24 protein-coding genes are annotated in these 17,634 nt (G+C 44.8%); 20 read left to right on the top strand and 4 right to left on the bottom strand.

The window, feature by feature from the left end; genetic code table 11:
• Window positions 1-9 precede the first annotated feature (9 nt).
• From rplE to rplQ, 15 genes are all read left to right on the top strand, one after another.
• Window positions 10-549, top strand: a complete 540-nt coding sequence (gene rplE, locus MAR181_RS16975; protein WP_013797830.1) for a 50S ribosomal protein L5 — start codon at window positions 10-12, stop codon at window positions 547-549.
• 12 nt (window positions 550-561) lie between these two features.
• Window positions 562-867, top strand: coding sequence for a 30S ribosomal protein S14 (gene rpsN / locus MAR181_RS16970; RefSeq protein ID WP_013797829.1), 306 nt, complete (start codon window positions 562-564; stop codon window positions 865-867).
• 130 nt (window positions 868-997) lie between these two features.
• Window positions 998-1,390, top strand: coding sequence for a 30S ribosomal protein S8 (gene rpsH / locus MAR181_RS16965; protein WP_013797828.1), 393 nt, complete (start codon window positions 998-1,000; stop codon window positions 1,388-1,390).
• A gap of 8 nt (window positions 1,391-1,398) precedes the next feature.
• Window positions 1,399-1,932, top strand: coding sequence for a 50S ribosomal protein L6 (gene rplF, locus MAR181_RS16960; RefSeq protein WP_013797827.1), 534 nt, complete (start codon window positions 1,399-1,401; stop codon window positions 1,930-1,932).
• 10 nt (window positions 1,933-1,942) lie between these two features.
• Window positions 1,943-2,293 (top strand): 50S ribosomal protein L18, encoded by a 351-nt coding sequence (rplR, locus tag MAR181_RS16955; protein WP_013797826.1) that lies wholly within the window; start codon window positions 1,943-1,945, stop codon window positions 2,291-2,293.
• 10 nt (window positions 2,294-2,303) lie between these two features.
• Window positions 2,304-2,804 (top strand): 30S ribosomal protein S5, encoded by a 501-nt coding sequence (rpsE, locus tag MAR181_RS16950; protein ID WP_013797825.1) that lies wholly within the window; start codon window positions 2,304-2,306, stop codon window positions 2,802-2,804.
• A 6-nt stretch (window positions 2,805-2,810) separates the two neighbouring features.
• Window positions 2,811-2,996 carry a 50S ribosomal protein L30 gene (gene rpmD, locus MAR181_RS16945; protein ID WP_013797824.1) on the top strand — a complete coding sequence of 62 codons (186 nt, stop codon included), beginning with the start codon at window positions 2,811-2,813 and terminating at the stop codon, window positions 2,994-2,996.
• A 1-nt stretch (window position 2,997) separates the two neighbouring features.
• On the top strand, window positions 2,998-3,432 hold the full coding sequence (rplO, locus tag MAR181_RS16940; RefSeq protein ID WP_013797823.1) for a 50S ribosomal protein L15: 435 nt from the start codon (window positions 2,998-3,000) through the stop codon (window positions 3,430-3,432).
• Window positions 3,433-4,764: a preprotein translocase subunit SecY gene (gene secY, locus MAR181_RS16935; protein WP_013797822.1), complete on the top strand. Its 1,332-nt coding sequence runs from the start codon at window positions 3,433-3,435 to the stop codon at window positions 4,762-4,764. It begins immediately after the preceding gene.
• Between the two features lie 19 nt (window positions 4,765-4,783).
• On the top strand, window positions 4,784-4,897 hold the full coding sequence (gene rpmJ, locus MAR181_RS16930) for a 50S ribosomal protein L36 (protein WP_012071915.1): 114 nt from the start codon (window positions 4,784-4,786) through the stop codon (window positions 4,895-4,897).
• Window positions 4,898-5,018: 121 nt separating this feature from the next.
• A complete protein-coding gene (gene rpsM / locus MAR181_RS16925) occupies window positions 5,019-5,375 on the top strand; it encodes a 30S ribosomal protein S13 (protein WP_013797821.1) in 357 nt (118 codons plus the stop codon).
• A 65-nt stretch (window positions 5,376-5,440) separates the two neighbouring features.
• Window positions 5,441-5,833, top strand: coding sequence for a 30S ribosomal protein S11 (gene rpsK / locus MAR181_RS16920; RefSeq protein WP_009836290.1), 393 nt, complete (start codon window positions 5,441-5,443; stop codon window positions 5,831-5,833).
• Between the two features lie 16 nt (window positions 5,834-5,849).
• The gene (gene rpsD, locus MAR181_RS16915; RefSeq protein WP_013797820.1) at window positions 5,850-6,470 is read left to right on the top strand and encodes a 30S ribosomal protein S4; all 621 of its coding nucleotides are present in this window, start codon (window positions 5,850-5,852) and stop codon (window positions 6,468-6,470) included.
• Window positions 6,471-6,503: 33 nt separating this feature from the next.
• Entirely contained in the window at window positions 6,504-7,508 is a 1,005-nt protein-coding gene (locus MAR181_RS16910; RefSeq protein ID WP_013797819.1) for a DNA-directed RNA polymerase subunit alpha, read from the top strand.
• Window positions 7,509-7,550: 42 nt separating this feature from the next.
• Entirely contained in the window at window positions 7,551-7,928 is a 378-nt protein-coding gene (rplQ, locus tag MAR181_RS16905; RefSeq protein ID WP_013797818.1) for a 50S ribosomal protein L17, read from the top strand.
• Between the two features lie 206 nt (window positions 7,929-8,134).
• Here the strand turns inward: rplQ and uvrA are convergent, their stop codons facing one another.
• Window positions 8,135-10,954: an excinuclease ABC subunit UvrA gene (gene uvrA, locus MAR181_RS16900; RefSeq protein ID WP_013797817.1), complete on the bottom strand. Its 2,820-nt coding sequence runs from the start codon at window positions 10,952-10,954 to the stop codon at window positions 8,135-8,137.
• 155 nt (window positions 10,955-11,109) lie between these two features.
• On the opposite strand from uvrA, the gene MAR181_RS16895 reads away from it, so the two are divergent.
• Both MAR181_RS16895 and ssb read left to right on the top strand, forming a co-directional pair.
• Window positions 11,110-12,468: an MFS transporter gene (locus MAR181_RS16895; protein ID WP_013797816.1), complete on the top strand. Its 1,359-nt coding sequence runs from the start codon at window positions 11,110-11,112 to the stop codon at window positions 12,466-12,468.
• A gap of 30 nt (window positions 12,469-12,498) precedes the next feature.
• Window positions 12,499-13,218, top strand: a complete 720-nt coding sequence (ssb, locus tag MAR181_RS16890) for a single-stranded DNA-binding protein (protein ID WP_013797815.1) — start codon at window positions 12,499-12,501, stop codon at window positions 13,216-13,218.
• A 201-nt stretch (window positions 13,219-13,419) separates the two neighbouring features.
• On the opposite strand, the gene MAR181_RS16885 is transcribed toward ssb, so the two are convergent.
• On the bottom strand, window positions 13,420-14,358 hold the full coding sequence (locus MAR181_RS16885) for a hypothetical protein (RefSeq protein ID WP_013797814.1): 939 nt from the start codon (window positions 14,356-14,358) through the stop codon (window positions 13,420-13,422).
• Between the two features lie 171 nt (window positions 14,359-14,529).
• On the opposite strand from MAR181_RS16885, the gene MAR181_RS16880 reads away from it, so the two are divergent.
• Both MAR181_RS16880 and MAR181_RS16875 read left to right on the top strand, forming a co-directional pair.
• A complete protein-coding gene (locus MAR181_RS16880) occupies window positions 14,530-14,904 on the top strand; it encodes a type II toxin-antitoxin system RelE/ParE family toxin (protein WP_013797813.1) in 375 nt (124 codons plus the stop codon).
• Complete coding sequence (locus MAR181_RS16875; RefSeq protein WP_013797812.1) at window positions 14,897-15,202, top strand: helix-turn-helix domain-containing protein; 306 nt, start codon at window positions 14,897-14,899, stop codon at window positions 15,200-15,202. The genes MAR181_RS16880 and MAR181_RS16875 overlap by 8 nt, the downstream gene beginning before the upstream one ends.
• A 102-nt stretch (window positions 15,203-15,304) precedes the next feature.
• On the opposite strand, the gene MAR181_RS18765 is transcribed toward MAR181_RS16875, so the two are convergent.
• Both MAR181_RS18765 and MAR181_RS16870 read right to left on the bottom strand, forming a co-directional pair.
• Window positions 15,305-15,400, bottom strand: coding sequence for an allophanate hydrolase-related protein (locus MAR181_RS18765; RefSeq protein WP_425357348.1), 96 nt, complete (start codon window positions 15,398-15,400; stop codon window positions 15,305-15,307).
• 29 nt (window positions 15,401-15,429) lie between these two features.
• Entirely contained in the window at window positions 15,430-16,317 is an 888-nt protein-coding gene (locus MAR181_RS16870; RefSeq protein ID WP_013797811.1) for a LysR family transcriptional regulator, read from the bottom strand.
• Between the two features lie 111 nt (window positions 16,318-16,428).
• Between MAR181_RS16870 and MAR181_RS16865 the strand changes: the two genes are divergently transcribed.
• Window positions 16,429-17,547, top strand: coding sequence for an FAD-dependent oxidoreductase (locus MAR181_RS16865; protein WP_013797810.1), 1,119 nt, complete (start codon window positions 16,429-16,431; stop codon window positions 17,545-17,547).
• Window positions 17,548-17,634 lie beyond the last annotated feature (87 nt).

Below are 17,634 nucleotides of genomic sequence, written 5' to 3'. Positions count from 1 at the left end.
ATTATAGCCATGGCGAGACTTAAGCAAGTTTATAAAGATCAGGTCGTAGCAAAACTTACAGAAGAGTTTAGTTACGGGAACGTGATGGAAGTGCCTAAAATCACTAAAATCACTTTAAATATGGGTGTTGGTGAAGCTATCGCAGACAAGAAACTTCTTGAGCATGCGGTAAATGATCTTCAAGCACTTAGCGGCCAAAAAGTTGTAGTGACTAAGGCGCGTAAATCAGTAGCAGGCTTTAAAATCCGTGACGGTTACCCGATCGGTTGTAAAGTAACGCTACGTGGTGAGCGTATGTGGGATTTCTTCGACCGTTTGGTTGATGTTGCTATCCCACGTATCCGTGACTTCCGTGGACTTAATCCTAAGTCTTTCGACGGTCGTGGTAACTACAGCATGGGTGTTAAAGAGCAGATCATCTTCCCTGAGATCGATTACGATAAAGTTGATCGTGTACGTGGTCTAGATATCACAATCACAACAACGGCTCGTACCGACGAAGAAGGTCGTGCTTTGTTAGCCGCCTTTAATTTCCCTTTCAAGAAATAAGAGGTAGGAATCATGGCAAAAGTTTCAATGGTTCAGCGCGAAGCAAAACGCACCAAATTAGTAGCTAAGTACGCTGAAAAGCGTGCTGCTCTAAAGGCGATCATTAGCGACGTTAATGCATCGGACGATGAAAAGTGGGAAGCAACGCTTAAATTGCAAGCGCTTCCACGCGATTCATCTTCTTCTCGCCAGCGTAATCGTTGCCAAGTAACAGGCCGTCCGCACGGTGTTTACCGTCGTTTCGGTTTGTCTCGTATCAAGTTGCGTGAAGCAGCGATGCGTGGCGACGTACCAGGCTTGAAGAAAGCTAGTTGGTAAGCAAGTAGAGCACGATCATAATACATGGCAGTGAGTGGGGTGTCTAAAAGCTGGACATTCTGCTCGCTGCTGTGTACTATGCGCGAGCTCTATTTGCTGCACAATGGTTTTTTTAATTAGGAGCTCTTAAATGAGTATGCAAGATACCCTTGCGGATATGTTCACACGTATTCGTAATGCACAGATGGCTTCAAAAACATCTGTGAGCATGCCTTCGTCAAAAATGAAGGCATCAATTGCTGCAGTTCTACGTGAAGAAGGTTACGTTGGTAACTTCTCAGTAGATGAGGCAGTTAAGCCAACGCTTACTATCGAGTTGAAATACTACGAAGGTAAGCCAGTTATCGAACAAATTAAACGCGCTTCTCGTCCAAGCTTGCGTCAATACAAAGCAACTAGCAACCTACCTAAAGTAGAAGCTGGTCTTGGTGTTGCGATCATCTCTACTTCTAAAGGTGTGATGACAGATCGTGCAGCTCGTGCTGCTGGTATCGGCGGCGAAGTAATCTGCACAGTATTCTAGGAGTTAGTATGTCTCGAGTTGCTAATAGTCCGGTGACGCTTCCTAGTGGTGTAGATTTGACTCTAAATGGCCAAAACGTTGTTGTAAAAGGCGGTAAAGGTTCTCTAGAGTTTAACGTTCACACAAGCGTTCAAGTGTCTAAAGAAGAAAATGTTATCACTTTCGCAGCACGCGATGGTGCTAAACAAAGCCGTGCCCTAGCTGGTACGACTCGTGCTTTGGTTAACAACATGGTTGTTGGTGTAAGCCAAGGTTTCGAGAAACGATTGATTCTTCAAGGTGTTGGTTACCGTGCTGCCCTAAAGGGTAAAGTACTTAACCTGTCATTGGGTTTTTCTCACCCAGTAGATTATGAACTACCTGAAGGCGTAACAGCTGAATGTGCTTCGCAAACAGAAATCGTGATCAAAGGCATTGATAAACAAGCCGTTGGTCAGGTTGCTGCAGAAGTTCGCGGTTTCCGTCCGCCTGAGCCTTATAAAGGTAAAGGTGTTCGCTATGCTGACGAAATTATTCGTCGTAAAGAAGCTAAGAAGAAGTAGGTAGGCATTCATGAACACTAAAAAACAATCTCGAATTCGTCGTGCACGTCGTGCGCGTTTGCATATTCGTGAATTAGGTGCGAATCGTCTTACTGTACATCGCACACCACGCCATATGTATGCTCAAGTAATTTCTCCATGTGGTAGTAAAGTGCTAGCTAGCGCTTCTACAGTGGAAGAAACTCTACGTGCTACAGCGACTGGTAACAAAGATGCAGCTACACAAGTTGGTACTTTGATTGCTACTCGCGCTAAAGAAGCAGGCGTCACTACGGTCGCATTTGATCGTTCTGGCTTCAAATACCATGGCCGCGTTCAAGCTCTTGCTGATGCTGCACGTGAAGCCGGTCTAGAGTTCTAAGGGGTAGCAAATGGCAGTTAATGATCAACAAACTAGCGACCTCCAAGAGAAGCTAGTTCAAGTAAACCGCGTTGCTAAAGTTGTAAAGGGTGGTCGTATCTTCTCTTTCACAGCTTTGACAGTCGTTGGTGATGGAAATGGCAAGGTTGGCTTCGGTCGCGGTAAAGCGCGCGAAGTGCCTCAAGCTATACAGAAAGCAATGGAGCAGGCTCGCCGCAACATGATTTCTGTTAAATTAAATGGCGATACTCTTCAGTATCCTGTGAAAGCAACGCATGGTTCTTCAAATGTATACATGCAACCTGCTTCACAAGGTACAGGTATCATCGCCGGTGGTGCTATGCGTGCGGTTCTTGAAATCGCTGGCGTACACAACGTATTGGCGAAATGTTACGGTTCTACAAACCCAGTAAACGTGGTTCGCGCTACGATTAAAGGTCTGCAGGACATGAAAGCGCCTGAGCAAATTGCGGCTAAACGCGGCAAGTCTGTCGATCAAATTTTGGGGTAATGTGTCATGGCGAATAAAACCATCACAGTTCAACTAACCCGTAGCCCGATCGGTCGTCTTCCAAAGCACCGTGAAACAGTTAAAGGCTTGGGTTTGCGTAAAGTTGGCCAAACACGTGAGTTGGAAGATACTCCATCTGTACGTGGCATGGTTAATAAAGTTTATTACATGGTTAAAGTGGTAGGAGAATAACATGTTCTTAAATACACTTCGTCCTGGCGAAGGTAGCAAGCATGCTCCTAAACGTGTAGGTCGCGGCATTGGTAGCGGCTTGGGCAAAACGGGTGGACGTGGCCATAAAGGTCTTAAGTCTCGTTCCGGTGGCTCAGTAAAACCTGGTTTTGAAGGCGGTCAAATGCCTTTGCAGAAGCGTCTGCCAAAATTTGGTTTCACTTCGCGTCAGGCAAAGTATGTTGCTGAGGTTCGTTTAAACGAGCTTGCTGCTGTAAATGCTGAAGTTGTAGATTTGGCTGCTCTGAAAAACGCCGACATTCTAGGTCATCAGATTAAAACTGCTCGTGTAATCTTGTCTGGCTCTATCGACAAAGCGATTACCGTTCGTGGTCTTAAAGTGACTAAAGGTGCTCGTGCCGCTATCGAAGCAGCTGGCGGAAAAGTCGAGGAATAAATGGCAAAGCGTGGCTCACTACCTGCCGGCATGCAAAATGGATTGAGCGAGCTTTGGGCTCGTATCCGCTTTGTATTCTTGGCAATTATTGTATATCGAATTGGTGCACACATTCCGGTTCCGGGTATTAACCCTGATAGATTGTCAGCACTGTTTGATCAAAATGAAGGCACAATACTGAGTTTATTTAACGTATTCTCAGGTGGCGCTCTTGAGCGTATGAGTATTTTCGCGCTTGGGATCCTGCCTTATATTTCTGCCTCAATTATTATGCAGTTATTGACGGTCGTGAGTCCGCAGCTAGAGCAATTAAAGAAAGAAGGTGAAGCGGGTCGTCGTAAGATTACCCAATACACCCGTTACGGTACCGTGCTGCTTGCCTTGGTCCAGTCTGCCTCTATGGCGGTTGGCCTAGCGAGTCAGGGCATCTCATTCAGTACTGGCATGGAATTCTATGCTGTTGCTGTTGTGACCTTGGTGGCAGGTACTGTCTTCTTAATGTGGTTAGGTGAGCAGGTCACTGAGAAAGGCATTGGTAATGGTATTTCCATTCTAATCTTTGCTGGTATCGTGGCGGGTCTACCATCTGCTCTAGGTCGCTCATTTGAGTCGGCTCGTCAAGGCGATATTAATATATTGGCTTTGTTGCTAATTGGTATTTTAGCCATTGCGACCATCGCATTCGTTGTTTTCATCGAACGTGGTCAGCGTCGTATTACGGTTAACTATGCTAAGCGTCAGCAAGGCAAAAAAGTGTTTGCTGCACAAAAGAGTCATTTGCCTCTTAAAGTAAATATGGCTGGTGTTATCCCGCCAATTTTTGCTTCCAGTATTCTGTTGTTCCCAGCGTCGATCGGCCAATGGTTCGGTCAAGGTGAAGGCATGGAATGGTTGCAAAATATTTCTTTGGCACTGGCTCCTGGGCAACCGCTCTATGTGCTGTTGTTTGCGATCGCAATTGTTTTCTTTTGCTTTTTCTATACAGCCCTAGTGTTCAACCCTAAAGATGTGGCAGATAACTTGAAAAAATCCGGTGCTTTTTTACCGGGTATTCGTCCAGGCGATCATACTGCTCGATATATTGATGGAGTAATGACTCGTTTGACACTGTTTGGTGCTTTGTACATCACACTAGTGTCTCTGATGCCTCAATTCTTTGTTGTTGCGTGGAACGTACCGTTCTACTTTGGCGGCACCTCTATGTTGATCGTAGTGGTGGTTGTTATGGACTTTATGTCGCAAGTTCAAAGTCATTTGATGAGTCAGCAATACGAATCATTAATGAAGAAGTCTAATCTGACTGGTTATGGTCCAAATGGCCTAATGCGTTAAGCGTAGGTTGGAGTTGAACATGAAAGTACGTGCATCTGTAAAGAAAATCTGTCGTAACTGCAAAATCGTTCGTCGTAACGGTTCAGTTCGAGTGATTTGTGTTGAGCCTCGTCACAAGCAGCGTCAAGGCTAATAACGAGATTTCTCGACGATGGGAATGGGTGGTTGATTTATCCTACAAATGTAGGCATAATCAGCCGCCCTCATGAAAGTAAAGTGATGAATTAATCATCAATAACAACGGAGTAAAGTGAATGGCTCGTATAGCCGGTGTCAATATTCCTGACAATAAACATGCGGTCATTTCTCTGACTTACATCTTCGGAATTGGTCGCACACGTTCGCGCGCTATTTGCGCCGCTACGGGTGTTGCAGAAACTGCGAAAATAGGCTCTTTAAGTGATGATATCCTTGATGAGCTTCGTGGCGAAGTTGCTAAGTATACTGTAGAGGGTGACTTACGACGTGAAGTCAGTATGTCTATCAAACGTTTGATGGACCTAGGTTGTAATCGCGGGATTCGTCATCGCCGCAGCCTACCAGTTCGTGGTCAACGTACCAAAACGAACGCTCGTACACGAAAAGGCCCTCGTAAGCCTATTCGTAAGTAATATAAACGCGTTTCGCTCTAGCTGAAAAAATCGCTAGAGCTGAGCATTAAATAGGAAAGTGCAATATGGCTAAGCCAGCTACGCGCAATACCAAGAAAAAAGTCAAAAAGACGGTTGTCGACGGTGTTGCTCATGTACACGCGTCATTTAACAACACGATCGTGACTATCACCGACCGTCAAGGCAATGCATTGTCTTGGGCGACTGCCGGTGGTTCTGGTTTTCGCGGTTCTCGAAAAAGTACACCATTCGCAGCTCAAGTAGCAGCGGAACGTGCCGGTGCTGTCGCACAAGAATTCGGCCTTAAAAACGTAGACGTAATGATCAAGGGCCCTGGTCCTGGTCGTGAGTCCGCAGTTCGTGCATTGAATGCATTGGGCTTGCGTATCAATAACATCACAGATGTGACGCCAATCCCGCACAACGGTTGCCGTCCACCTAAGAAACGTCGCGTTTAATTGAGGAGACAGACATATGGCTCGTTATATAGGTCCAACTTGTAAGTTGTCTCGTCGTGAAGGTACCGACTTGCAATTGAAGAGCGGTTCACGCGCTCTTGAGTCTAAATGTAAAGCAGAAACAGTTCCTGGTGTGCACGGTGCACGTCGCGGACGTCTTTCTGATTACGGCTTGCAATTACGTGAGAAACAAAAAGTACGTCGTATGTACGGTGTTCTTGAAAAACAATTCCGTAACTACTACAAATCTGCAGCTCGTCTAAAAGGCGCAACTGGCGAAAACCTTTTGCAACTTTTGGAATCACGTTTAGATAACGTTGTATACCGCGCAGGTTTTGGTTCTACACGTGCGGAAGCTCGTCAACTAGTAGGCCATAAAGGCATTCTAGTAAACGGTGCAACGGTTAACATTCCATCTTACCAAGTGAAAGCTGGTGATGTTGTGTCTATCCGTGAAAAAGCTAAGAAGCAATTGCGTGTACAAAGCGCACTAGAGCTATCTAAAAATCGCGCGCCGATCCATTGGATCGAAGTTGATGCAACTAAATTGGAAGCAACTTTTAAAGCTGCTCCAGAACGTGCCGATTTATCAGCTGAAATTAATGAGAACCTAATCGTCGAACTTTACTCTAAGTAAGTCGGTGATTGGGATTAAGAAATAGGTGGATCTATGCAGCGTTCAGTGAGCGAGTTGTTAACCCCACGCAACATTGAAGTTCAGGAATTAGGCAAAACGCGCGCTAAAGTTACGCTACAACCGCTAGAACGTGGTTTTGGTCATACTTTGGGTAATGCGTTGCGTCGTATTCTTTTATCTTCTATGCCAGGTTGTGCGATTGTTGAAGTCGAAATCGACGGTGTATTACACGAATACAGCGCAATCGAAGGGGTTAAAGAAGATGTAATTGAAATTCTTCTTAACCTGAAAGGAGTTGCGATCGCTCTACACGGGCAAGATGAAGCAACTCTTACTCTAAGTAAAAAAGGTCCTGGTGTCGTAACGGCTGGGGACATCCAGTTAGTTGCTGATGCAGAGATCGCTAATCCGGATCATGTTATTGCGCACTTAGACGATACTGCAGAGTTAACTATGCAGATCAAAGTCGCTCGTGGCCGTGGTTATGAGCCTGCTGATGCTCGTGTTGCTGGCGACGATGAGACTCGTCCAATTGGTCGCTTGCAACTGGATGCCTCATTCAGCCCTGTTCGTCGTGTGGCTTACAGTGTCGATAATGCTCGTGTAGAGCAACGTACAGACTTGGATAAATTGGTGCTAGACATCGAATCCAACGGTACGATCGATCCTGAAGAAGCGATTCGTCGTGCAGCGACGATTCTTCAACAACAAATTGCGGTCTTCGTTGCGCTTGAAAGTGAAAGCGAAGCACCAGTTGAAGAAGAAGAGGATGAGATTGATCCAATTTTGCTACGCCCGGTTGATGATCTTGAATTGACCGTTCGCAGTGCTAACTGTTTAAAAGCAGAGAACATTTATTACATCGGTGATTTGATTCAACGTACTGAGGTTGAGCTTCTTAAGACGCCTAACCTAGGTAAGAAGTCGTTAACTGAAATCAAAGATGTTTTAGCACAGCGTGGTTTGTCTTTGGGAATGCGTCTAGAAAACTGGCCACCAGCTAGTTTGAAAGACGATAGCAAAGTTCTAGCTCGCTAGGTCATTGTTCCCTGACCACCGTAGTTTGGTAAGGAATGTATAATGCGTCATCGTAAGAGTGGACGTCACTTAAACCGTACTAGCTCGCATCGTAAAGCGATGTTCAAAAATATGGCTGCTTCTTTGTTTGAGCACGAAGTTATTAAAACGACGTTGCCTAAAGCAAAAGAATTGCGCCGTGTTGCAGAGCCTTTGATCACATTGGCGAAAGTTGATTCCGTAGCGAATCGTCGCCTTGCCTTTGCTCGTACTCGTAGCAAAGATGCAGTAGGTAAATTGTTCTCTGAACTTGGTCCTCGTTACCAAGCTCGTCCTGGCGGTTATGTTCGCATTTTGAAATGTGGCTTCCGTACAGGTGACAACGCACCTATGGCTTATGTTGAATTGGTTGATCGACCAGAAGCAGAAGCCGCTGAGTAACATCAGTATGTAATTAAAAAACCGGACTCTTGAGTCCGGTTTTTTTGTGCCTGATTATTAAGCGTTTCTAGTAAAGATAGTAATACCAATAGCGGCAAAAGATTTTTTTGTGGATAAAGTCTCAATCTATCCACAAAGAAAACGTTATAAAAAAAGCACTTAGAGAATTCCTAAGTGCTTTTTTATTGGTGCATGAGAGGAAAAGGTTAGAGCATGGTTTTTAGGAATCGTGCGGTATGAGAGTTGTCTTTCTTAGCAACTTCTTCCGGCGTCCCTTCGGCAATGATGTAGCCGCCGCCACTACCGCCTTCTGGGCCCAGATCAACAATCCAATCTGCCGTTTTGATCACATCCAAATTATGCTCAATCACTACTATGGTATTGCCGTGGTCACGCAAACGATGCAGTACTTTCAGCAACTGCTCAATATCGGCAAAGTGCAGTCCAGTGGTCGGCTCATCCAGAATGTATAAGGTCTTACCGGTATCACGCTTAGACAATTCTTTTGCCAGTTTGACACGTTGTGCTTCACCACCAGACAAGGTGGTGGCTGCCTGTCCTAAACGAATGTAACCCAGTCCAACGTCAATCAAGGTCTGCAGTTTTCGAGCGATGGATGGAACGGGGTCAAAGAACTCACGAGCGTCTTCAATGGTCATTTCTAAGCATTCGTGAATGTTCTTGCCTTTGTAATGAATTTCTAAGGTTTCACGGTTATAGCGTTTGCCTTTACAGACATCACAAGGCACATACACATCGGGTAAGAAATGCATTTCCACCTTGATCACACCGTCACCCTGACAGGCTTCACAGCGGCCACCTTTGACGTTGAAGCTGAAACGACCTGGCTTATAACCGCGTGAACGTGCTTCTTGAGTGGCTGAGAACAGCTCTCTCATTGGTGTGAAAATGCCGGTGTAGGTCGCTGGGTTAGAGCGCGGAGTACGACCAATTGGACTCTGATCAATGTCGACACATTTATCGAATTCGTCCATGCCCTCCACTTTACTGTGTGGCGCTGGCTTTAAGGTCGTTGCACCGTTTAATGCCGTAGCCGCCAATGGATAAAGAGTGCCATTGATTAAAGTCGATTTACCTGAGCCAGACACCCCAGTGACACACGTCATGACGCCAAGAGGAATGCTTAAATCCACATTATTCAGATTATTGCCCGTGGCGCCGATTAGCTTCAGATGTTTGCCGTCTTTCGCTGGATGACGTAACGCGGGTACTTCAATCTTACGCTCACCGGTTAGGAATTTACCAGTAATGGACGACTCACAATCCATAATGTCTTGTGGTGTGCCGCTGGCAATCACTTGTCCACCGTGCACTCCCGCACCAGGGCCGATATCCACAACATGATCGGCAATGCGAATGGCGTCTTCATCGTGTTCCACCACAATCACGGTATTGCCCAAGTCTCGAAGGCGAGTCAGGGTTGCGATCAGGCGCTCATTGTCGCGCTGGTGCAAACCAATGGAAGGTTCATCCAGAATGTACATGACGCCAACCAAGCCCGCGCCAATCTGGCTGGCAAGCCGGATTCGTTGTGCTTCCCCACCGGATAAGGAATCCGCTTTACGATCTAGGGTCAGGTATTCCAAACCCACATTCACTAAGAAGGTCAGACGGTCGCGGATCTCTTTTAGAATCTTGGCGGCGATTTCACCTTTGGCACCGGTTAACTGCAAGTTCTCGAAGTAGCTTAAACAGTCAGAGATAGAGTAGGTGACGATCTCGGGTAGAGTTTGTTCCTCAATGAAGACATTACGTGCTGAACGGTTCAAGCGAGAACCGTGGCAGTCTGGACAAGGTTGCACGCTAATGTACTGAGCCAAGTCATCGCGTACACTGTCGGATTCGGTTTCATGGTAGCGGCGTTGCAGATTCGGAATCACACCTTCAAACGCGTGTGAACGCGTCATCTTATCGCCGCGCTCATTAATGTAAACGAAGCTGATCTTATCGCTACCAGAGCCATTTAAAATGCGCTTTTTAAAATTGTCAGGAATGTCTTTGTAAGGCGCTTCGATATCAAAGCCGTAGTGATTAGCTAGTGCTGTCAGCTGTTGATAGTAGAAAATACTGCGACGTCCCCAACCGCGAATGGCACCTTCTGCCAAAGTCAGGGTGTCATCCTGAATAATACGCTCAGGATCAAACATCTGATGCGTACCTAAGCCATCACAAGTCTGACAAGCCCCGTTTGGGTTGTTGAATGAGAAAAGGCGAGGTTCCAGTTCCGTTAAGCTGTAACCACAAACAGGACAAGCAAATTTACTGGAGAAAATGTATTCCTCATCCGGTTCGTCCATATTAATGGCTTTGGCAATGCCATCGGACAATTCCAAACAGGTTTCGAAAGACTCCGCCAGACGCAGCTGCAAATCTGCCCGCACTTTAAAGCGGTCGATGACCACTTCAATGGTGTGTTTCTTGTTTTTTTCCAGCGCGGGTGCATCGTCTAGGTCGACCACTATGCCGTCGATACGAGCGCGAATAAAGCCTTTTGATAATAGGTCACTGATAGTGTGTAAGTGCTCACCTTTTCGGTCTTTGACGATGGGCGCTAGCAACATCATCTTAGTGTCTTCAGGCAAGGAAATGACTTTATCCACCATTTGCGAAATGGTTTGGGCTTCCAAAGGCTCACCATGGTCTGGACAGCGAGGTTGACCTGCGCGGGCGAATAGCAAACGCAAATAATCGTAGATTTCGGTGATGGTGCCGACCGTTGACCTTGGGTTATGAGATGTGGACTTTTGCTCAATGGAAATGGCCGGAGACAAACCTTCAATGTGATCAATGTCTGGTTTTTCCATCATGGACAAGAACTGTCTCGCGTATGTTGATAAAGATTCAACGTAACGACGCTGTCCTTCGGCATACAAGGTGTCAAAAGCGAGAGAGGATTTACCTGAGCCCGAGAGCCCCGTAATGACCACAAGCTTGTCTCTTGGAATATCTAAATCCACATTTTTCAGGTTGTGGGTGCGGGCCCCGCGTATGGTAATGGTATCCATGGGTCTCCAATAAAAACTGATCGACAGAAGTAAATCTGCATTTAATAAAATAACTGTCTATTTTTACAGTAGTTGAAATGGAGCTTCAACGGTAAATTCGGTAAAATTAGCATCTTTTTTTCTTAACCCCAACGTTAAGTGGTTGTGACCTCCTTATGGATCTACTCGAACGACGTTCAGTAATCGCCTTAGCACTGATTTATTTGTTCCGCATGTTAGGTTTATTTCTCATCATGCCTGTCATTAGCGTGGCAGCAGATGGCCTGACGGGTGCCGATGCGGCGTTAATTGGAACCGCGATCGGGATTTATGGACTAACGCAAGCTTGTCTGCAGATTCCAATGGGCATGTGGTCCGATAAAATTGGTCGCAAACGGGTGATTGTCATTGGCTTATTGCTGTTTGCACTGGGCAGTCTCATCTGTGCCAATGCCGATGACATTAACACACTCATTATTGGGCGAGCAGTGCAAGGCGCAGGGGCCATTGCCAGCACCTTAATGGCGTTATTAAGTGACGTTACACGGGAACAAAACCGAACTAAGGCCATGGCCAGTGTGGGCATCAGTATTGGTGCGTCGTTTATGCTGTCACTGGTCTTCGGACCTTGGCTATTTGCACTGGTTGGGCTGTCTGGCTTGTTCTATCTCTCGTTGGCTTTGTCCTTTGTCGGCATTGCGCTTATTTTGTTTGCTGTGCCGAATAGCGTGCAACATACCTTCCGACGAGACACCACGCCGAGCCTAACGGCACTCGGTGCCGTGATGAAGAATGCTCGTCTACGTTTTCTTAATATCAGCGTGTTATTTATTCATGCCAGCTTAACCGCCATCTTTGTGGTGGTGCCAGGGCGTTTGATCAATGAGTTTGGTCTCGCCTTGTCACAACATAGTTGGTTTTACTTAGCAATCATGGGTTTTGCCTTTGTGGGTATGTTACCATTGGTGATCATTGCGGAAGCGAAAGGCAAGATGAAAGAAGTGCTGATTGGCGTCTTTATTTTGCTTGGAATCTGTTCAATTGGCCTACAAGGAGCTTCCTTGTTTTGGTTGTTTGCTGTGTTACTGTGGGGCTACTTTATTGGTTTTAATGCCATGGAAGCGGTATTACCCTCACTGGTTAGCAAACTTGCCCCAGTTGGTTATCGCGGGACGGCCATGGGCGTATTTTCCACCCATCAATTTATCGGCTCCTTTATTGGCGGTGTGGGTGGTGGATGGCTGCTACAACACCACGCGAATGAAGGTGTGTTTTTTGTAGTGGGCGTGATTTTTCTGGCGTGGTCTTTGGTTTGTATGGTGCAACCGGCCCCACGCCAATTGACCAGCTTAGCTTTCAGTTTACCTAATATGACCAGCGCAGAAGTGACTGAGTTGGCCGAACAACTTGCAAACGTCCAAGGAGTGGAAGGCATGCAAATATTTGAAGATGAACAAACCGCTTATCTTAAAGTGGATAAAAAGCAATTAGACAAAGCAGCCCTGGTGCAACTTGCACCACAAGCTAATGTATAAAGAAAGAACTAATTTCAGTTGGAGAACGTCATGGCACGTGGAGTAAACAAAGTAATTTTAGTAGGTAACGCCGGTAACGATGCCGAAGTGCGTTTCATGCCGTCTGGTGGCGCTGTGGCAAACGTGAGCTTGGCGACAACCGAAAGCTGGCGTGACAAGCAAACAGGTCAGATGCAAGAACGTACCGAATGGCACCGAGTGTCTTTCATGGACCGTGGTAACTACCGTCTAGGTCAAATCGCAGGTGACTTCATCAAAAAAGGCTCTAAAGTCTATGTAGAAGGTTCATTGCGTACTCGTGAGTGGGAAAAAGACGGCATTAAGCGTTACACCACAGAAATCATCGCTAGCGAAATGCAAATGCTAGATGGCCGCAACGACGGCGCTGCGCCTTCTGCTGGCGGTTACGACAGCATGCAAGGTCAAGGTGGCTACGGTCAACAACCTCAGCAGCAAGCACCACAAGGTGGCTTCAATCAAGCACCACAGCAAGCTGCGCCACAACAACAAGCGCCACAAGGTGGCTTTAACCAGCAACCTGCTCAAGGTGGTTACGGCCAACAGCCTCAGCAACAAGCGGCACCACAACAGCAAGCGCCACAGGCTCAACCACAGTCTTTTGGTAGCTGGGGCAATGCGCCTCAGCAACAGGCTCCTCAGCAGCAAGCGCCACAACAAAAAGCGCCGCAGCAACAGAAGCCACAACAAGCGCCAAACTTTGACGACTTCGACGACGATATTCCGTTCTAAGGAGGACTTGTCGTTTAGTCAGAAAGACCAGAAAGCCTCGCACCTGCGGGGCTTTTTTTATATCTTAGATTGGTCATGAGAGTATAGTGTTTAGATAAAAACATCATCCTTACATCGATGTTATCGTTTAACCGCTGCGAGTGGTTATGCTTTTGTAAAACCAAAATAAAAGTATTCTATGCGTATGCTGGGGAATTTTATTTAGGTTATTTCTGTGATTAGCAAAATTATTGCTATGGTGCCTAATGAAATTGGAAGTAAAAAATCGAGAAAGATCCATTGTATGTTTTTAGAGTTTTTTAATAATTTGAACCATTGGTCGAAATAAAGTAACGATCCATCTATTCGTTTATGTTCGGCAAGCTCAATAAGTTTAATTACGTTTATATTTAGTGATTGAACATTACCATTTAGAGTTTTTAGTATAGTTTCGAGATGTGTAGTATTAGAGTTTTGCTCATTTTTTTGCAATTCTTCTGTCACTTTTTCTAAAGTTGAATGGGTTGCTTGTAAGCTTGTATTTACGTCATCTTTAGGTTGTAGTGCTTGTTCAAACATCCAGACATATAAGTTGGAGTTTTCATCTTTGCCAGTATGATCTAGGGGAGTAATATTAGAAGACGAAAATGCTGCATCAACATTTCCCCTAAGCTCTATAGTGCTTACTCCTGTTAAGCGAACTCTCCAATGCATAAAGCTAGTTATCAAATTCCATACATAATGAACAAGTTCGTACCCGATTATTAGAATTAATAAAATATAGACCTTATTGGGTGTCAAGTTAGAGAATGTTATACCCCCTAGAAGTTTTGATTCAGAATTGATTTGTAGATCTAAAGAAATGAAAGCTAAAGCAAAAAAGGAAACGACTAGCAAGTTTCGACGTACTCGCTCCTCATAAGCAGAGAGCTCAATGCCTTTTGGTTCTTTCATTACTTCTTTAATTTCTTTTAAGTACTGATCGTTAAAATCACTCTTACTGTAACGTTTTCGCTGAATTTTCATTTTCAGTGAGAAGTAAGCTAATAGCAAAATAACGAGAGTGACAGATGTTGCTGTTGCAATTGCTCCATTGTTGCTAAAGCCGAAGGAAAATAGCCAAGTTAAAATTGCTAAAAACCAAATGTTCGCACTTATCATCTAACCATCCTTCTTTTAAACGATTTTTAAATAAGTATATAGGAATGTGGCCTTTAATCGTTACCAGACTATTATTATCGATAAGCTTGTTTTGGGTCTATTTAAATACTCGATAATTATATCACTAAGTGCTATGATTTATTTCTAATCCGATTAGATCAAGGACGAATCATGCGGATATTTAAAAATAAGGCATTCCATCGCTGGGCGATTAAGGAAGGTTTGGCTGATAGTGCTTTGATAACAGCCGTTGATGAAATTGAAAAAGGCTTAGTGGACGCGGATTTAGGTGGTCATGTGTTCAAAAAACGCGTGGCACTCGGTGGTCGAGGAAAAAGCGCTGGTGCCAGAACACTGTTAGCTTACAGATTTGGCCAAAGAGCATTCTTCATGTATGGCTTTGCTAAAAACAGTCGAGCAAATATTGATGCTGATGAATTGAGAGCGCTAAGAAGGTTAGCGAAAGAATTGCTTGAGTACAGTGATATTGAGCTCATTATCGCCATTGAACACGGTGCATTTATCGAGGTAAAAAATAATGGATAAATCAATCTTAGACATGGTGCAAGATACCGCTCAGCAGTTGTACGATGCTGGCGTGATGAAAGAGACGACTCTGCGTGAGTTTGATGCCATGTGTTTGCCTCCAGTAAAAGTGTTCACAGCCGAGCAAATTAAAAGTATCCGTACAAAAAATCGAGCGAGTCAGGGCGTCTTTGCTGCTTATTTGAATACTAGCAAGTCCACAGTGCAAAAGTGGGAGCAAGGCGTTAAGAAGCCGAATGGGCCGTCATTAAAACTGTTGAATTTGGTCGCCGACAAAGGTCTGGATGTGCTTGTATAGTCTGTTTGAACCATTCAGCTGACAGAACAGAGAGATCATTGAAAAGCCTTCGTATCATAGATACGAAGGCTTTTTGGTTTTTATTAACCCTTGTTTAAGTCGTTAGTTCAAACTCGCCAAGTAGCTGCGCCAGCCGCCGAAGTGGGTGATGTCGGTGGCGTTTACGATGGCGTAAGGTTCGCAGATGAAGCCAGACACAGAGCTGACATCCGCAAGTTGGGCTTTGCCTATGCAATATCCTCACAAACTGCTGAAAGCATATCCAACATGCTTTTCACTTTTTGCTTTGGGAATGGTCTGCTTGAATACATGGCATAGAGTACAAGGTCTGCTGGTTCTTGATTCAACTGGATTTCAACTAATTTTCCCGATTCTATTTCTGCCTCACATGACTGTCTCGGCAAGATGGCAAATCCAAGGCCTTTAAGTGCTGCGGCTTTTGCCATTTGTCCGCTGTTTACTTTGTAATTGGATTGTATTGAAGCGATTTGATCATTTTTAAAGCGCCAAGGTTTCCCTTGCATTATGGATAAGCTGGTGATGCAGGGGGTATCTATTAAGTCCTCAATTGAATTCGGTAGAGCATATTTTTTTAACAAGCTAGGGGCGGCGACAATGGAACTCTTCCACCGCAGCATTTCTTTTGCAACCCAGTTTGAATCCGGTAAATTGCCTCGACTAAAACACAGAATCAGATCGTAGCCATCTAAAACACTCTCTTGAGGGGTTAACTGAGTATCGCAGCTTAGCTGAATTCTAGGATGCTGGTGGCAGAAGTTAGCAAATATGTCTGCTAAAAAAGGCAGATCTGGTGCGATTATTTTTAGATGGCCTCTGACGTTTGTATTGTCCTTAGTAACTTCATCAAGCACGTTATCCATTGCCGTAATCAAAGGTGAGATTGACTGATACAGTTTTTGTCCTGCTTCTGTCGCTACCATCTTGCGAGTTGTTCGTTCTAATAGTCTGGTGTTTAGACTTTGCTCCAGTAACGCGACATGGCGACTGATATTGGATGTAGGGATCTGGCGCTGTTCAGCGGCCAGCTTAAAGCTGAGATTTTCATAGACAGCTTGAAAACTTAATAGCCACTGAAGTTCTAATTTCTCAATCATAATTATCTCAAATTATGGGACTGTTAAAACAATATTACTGTATTTTTGTTGAATTGTACCTTGTTCATACTAGGAGGTCTTACATCGAAATATATTGATTGGAGTCATTACATGAAGCGGTTAAATATTGCAGTGGTTGGGGCTGGCGTGGCGGGATTGTCTATCGCTATTTTAGCTAAACAGCGAGGGTTTGATGTCACTGTGTTTGAGCGAGAAGCTCAAATTTCTACTATTGGAGCAGGGGTGACCCTATGGCCAAATGCTTGTTTTGTCATTAAAAAGATGAAGGTTCTTGAGTCTTTGGCAGCGTTAGGTGGACAGCCTAAGCATCTCTATCAATTTGATAATAGCGGTGACTTGAAAAGCCGTTTGGATATCGGAGAGGTAAATGATCTAAGTGGCTTTCCTACCATTACGATTCTTCGACGAGACTTAATGAAATCACTTTATGTCAAATTGAATGAACTTGGAGGGGAGGTTCACTTTGAGAAAAATATCTCATCAAAAGAAGTGCGCACCTTGCAAGGTGAATATGATTTGGTGATTGGTGCCGAAGGCCGAATGAGTTCTGTGGTGCGTGACACGCTTTTTTTAGGAAATGCATTGCCACGTTACCAAAGGTTTATCAACATCATTGGTATTAGCCCGTTAAAGGATGCATTTTTTCAAGATGCCATTGTCGATTTTAGAGGAAACAAAGAGCGCTTTGGTATTGTTTCTGTAGAAGAGGGTCGTTGTTACTGGGCGGCTGCTTGGTGTTGTGAAATAGATAGAGAACGTTCAAAGCAAAGTTGGTATGACGAAATGAAGGAGCGTTTTTCTGCTTGGTGTCCCGTTATTCCAGAGCTGATTGATAAGGTCGATCAGGATTCACTAAATCGTATTTTTGTGCATGATATGGACCCTTTACCGTATTGGCACAAAGATAATGTATTGATTATTGGTGATGCCGCTCATGCACCGTTACCAACGTCAGGGCAAGGAGCCTGTCAGGCGTTGGAAGATGCGTGGCATTTGGTCGATATTCTTGATCAAACGGATGATCTTGTAAACCTTGAACCTATACTTAAGCGTTTCTATCAGACCCGCTTCGATAAAGTAACTTATGCACAAAATGCTGGGCGAGCAGTAGCAAATCAGATCTTCTTCACTGAAGAGAATAAGGTTTCTCCAGCAATTCTTCCTTCGAAAAAACAACTTAGTGCAATTTGGATGAAGGGATTGCTGTGAATGGTAGAAACGGAGTGAAAAATAACTTTGAGTGATTATTGAAAAGCCTTCGTATCATAGATACGAAGGCTTTTTGGTTTTTATTAA

It is taken from the genome of Marinomonas posidonica IVIA-Po-181 (assembly GCF_000214215.1).
GTDB classification, from domain to species: domain Bacteria; phylum Pseudomonadota; class Gammaproteobacteria; order Pseudomonadales; family Marinomonadaceae; genus Marinomonas; species Marinomonas posidonica.
Note: the sequence above shows the minus strand (reverse complement) of the source record. Positions and strands in the feature narration are given on the sequence as shown.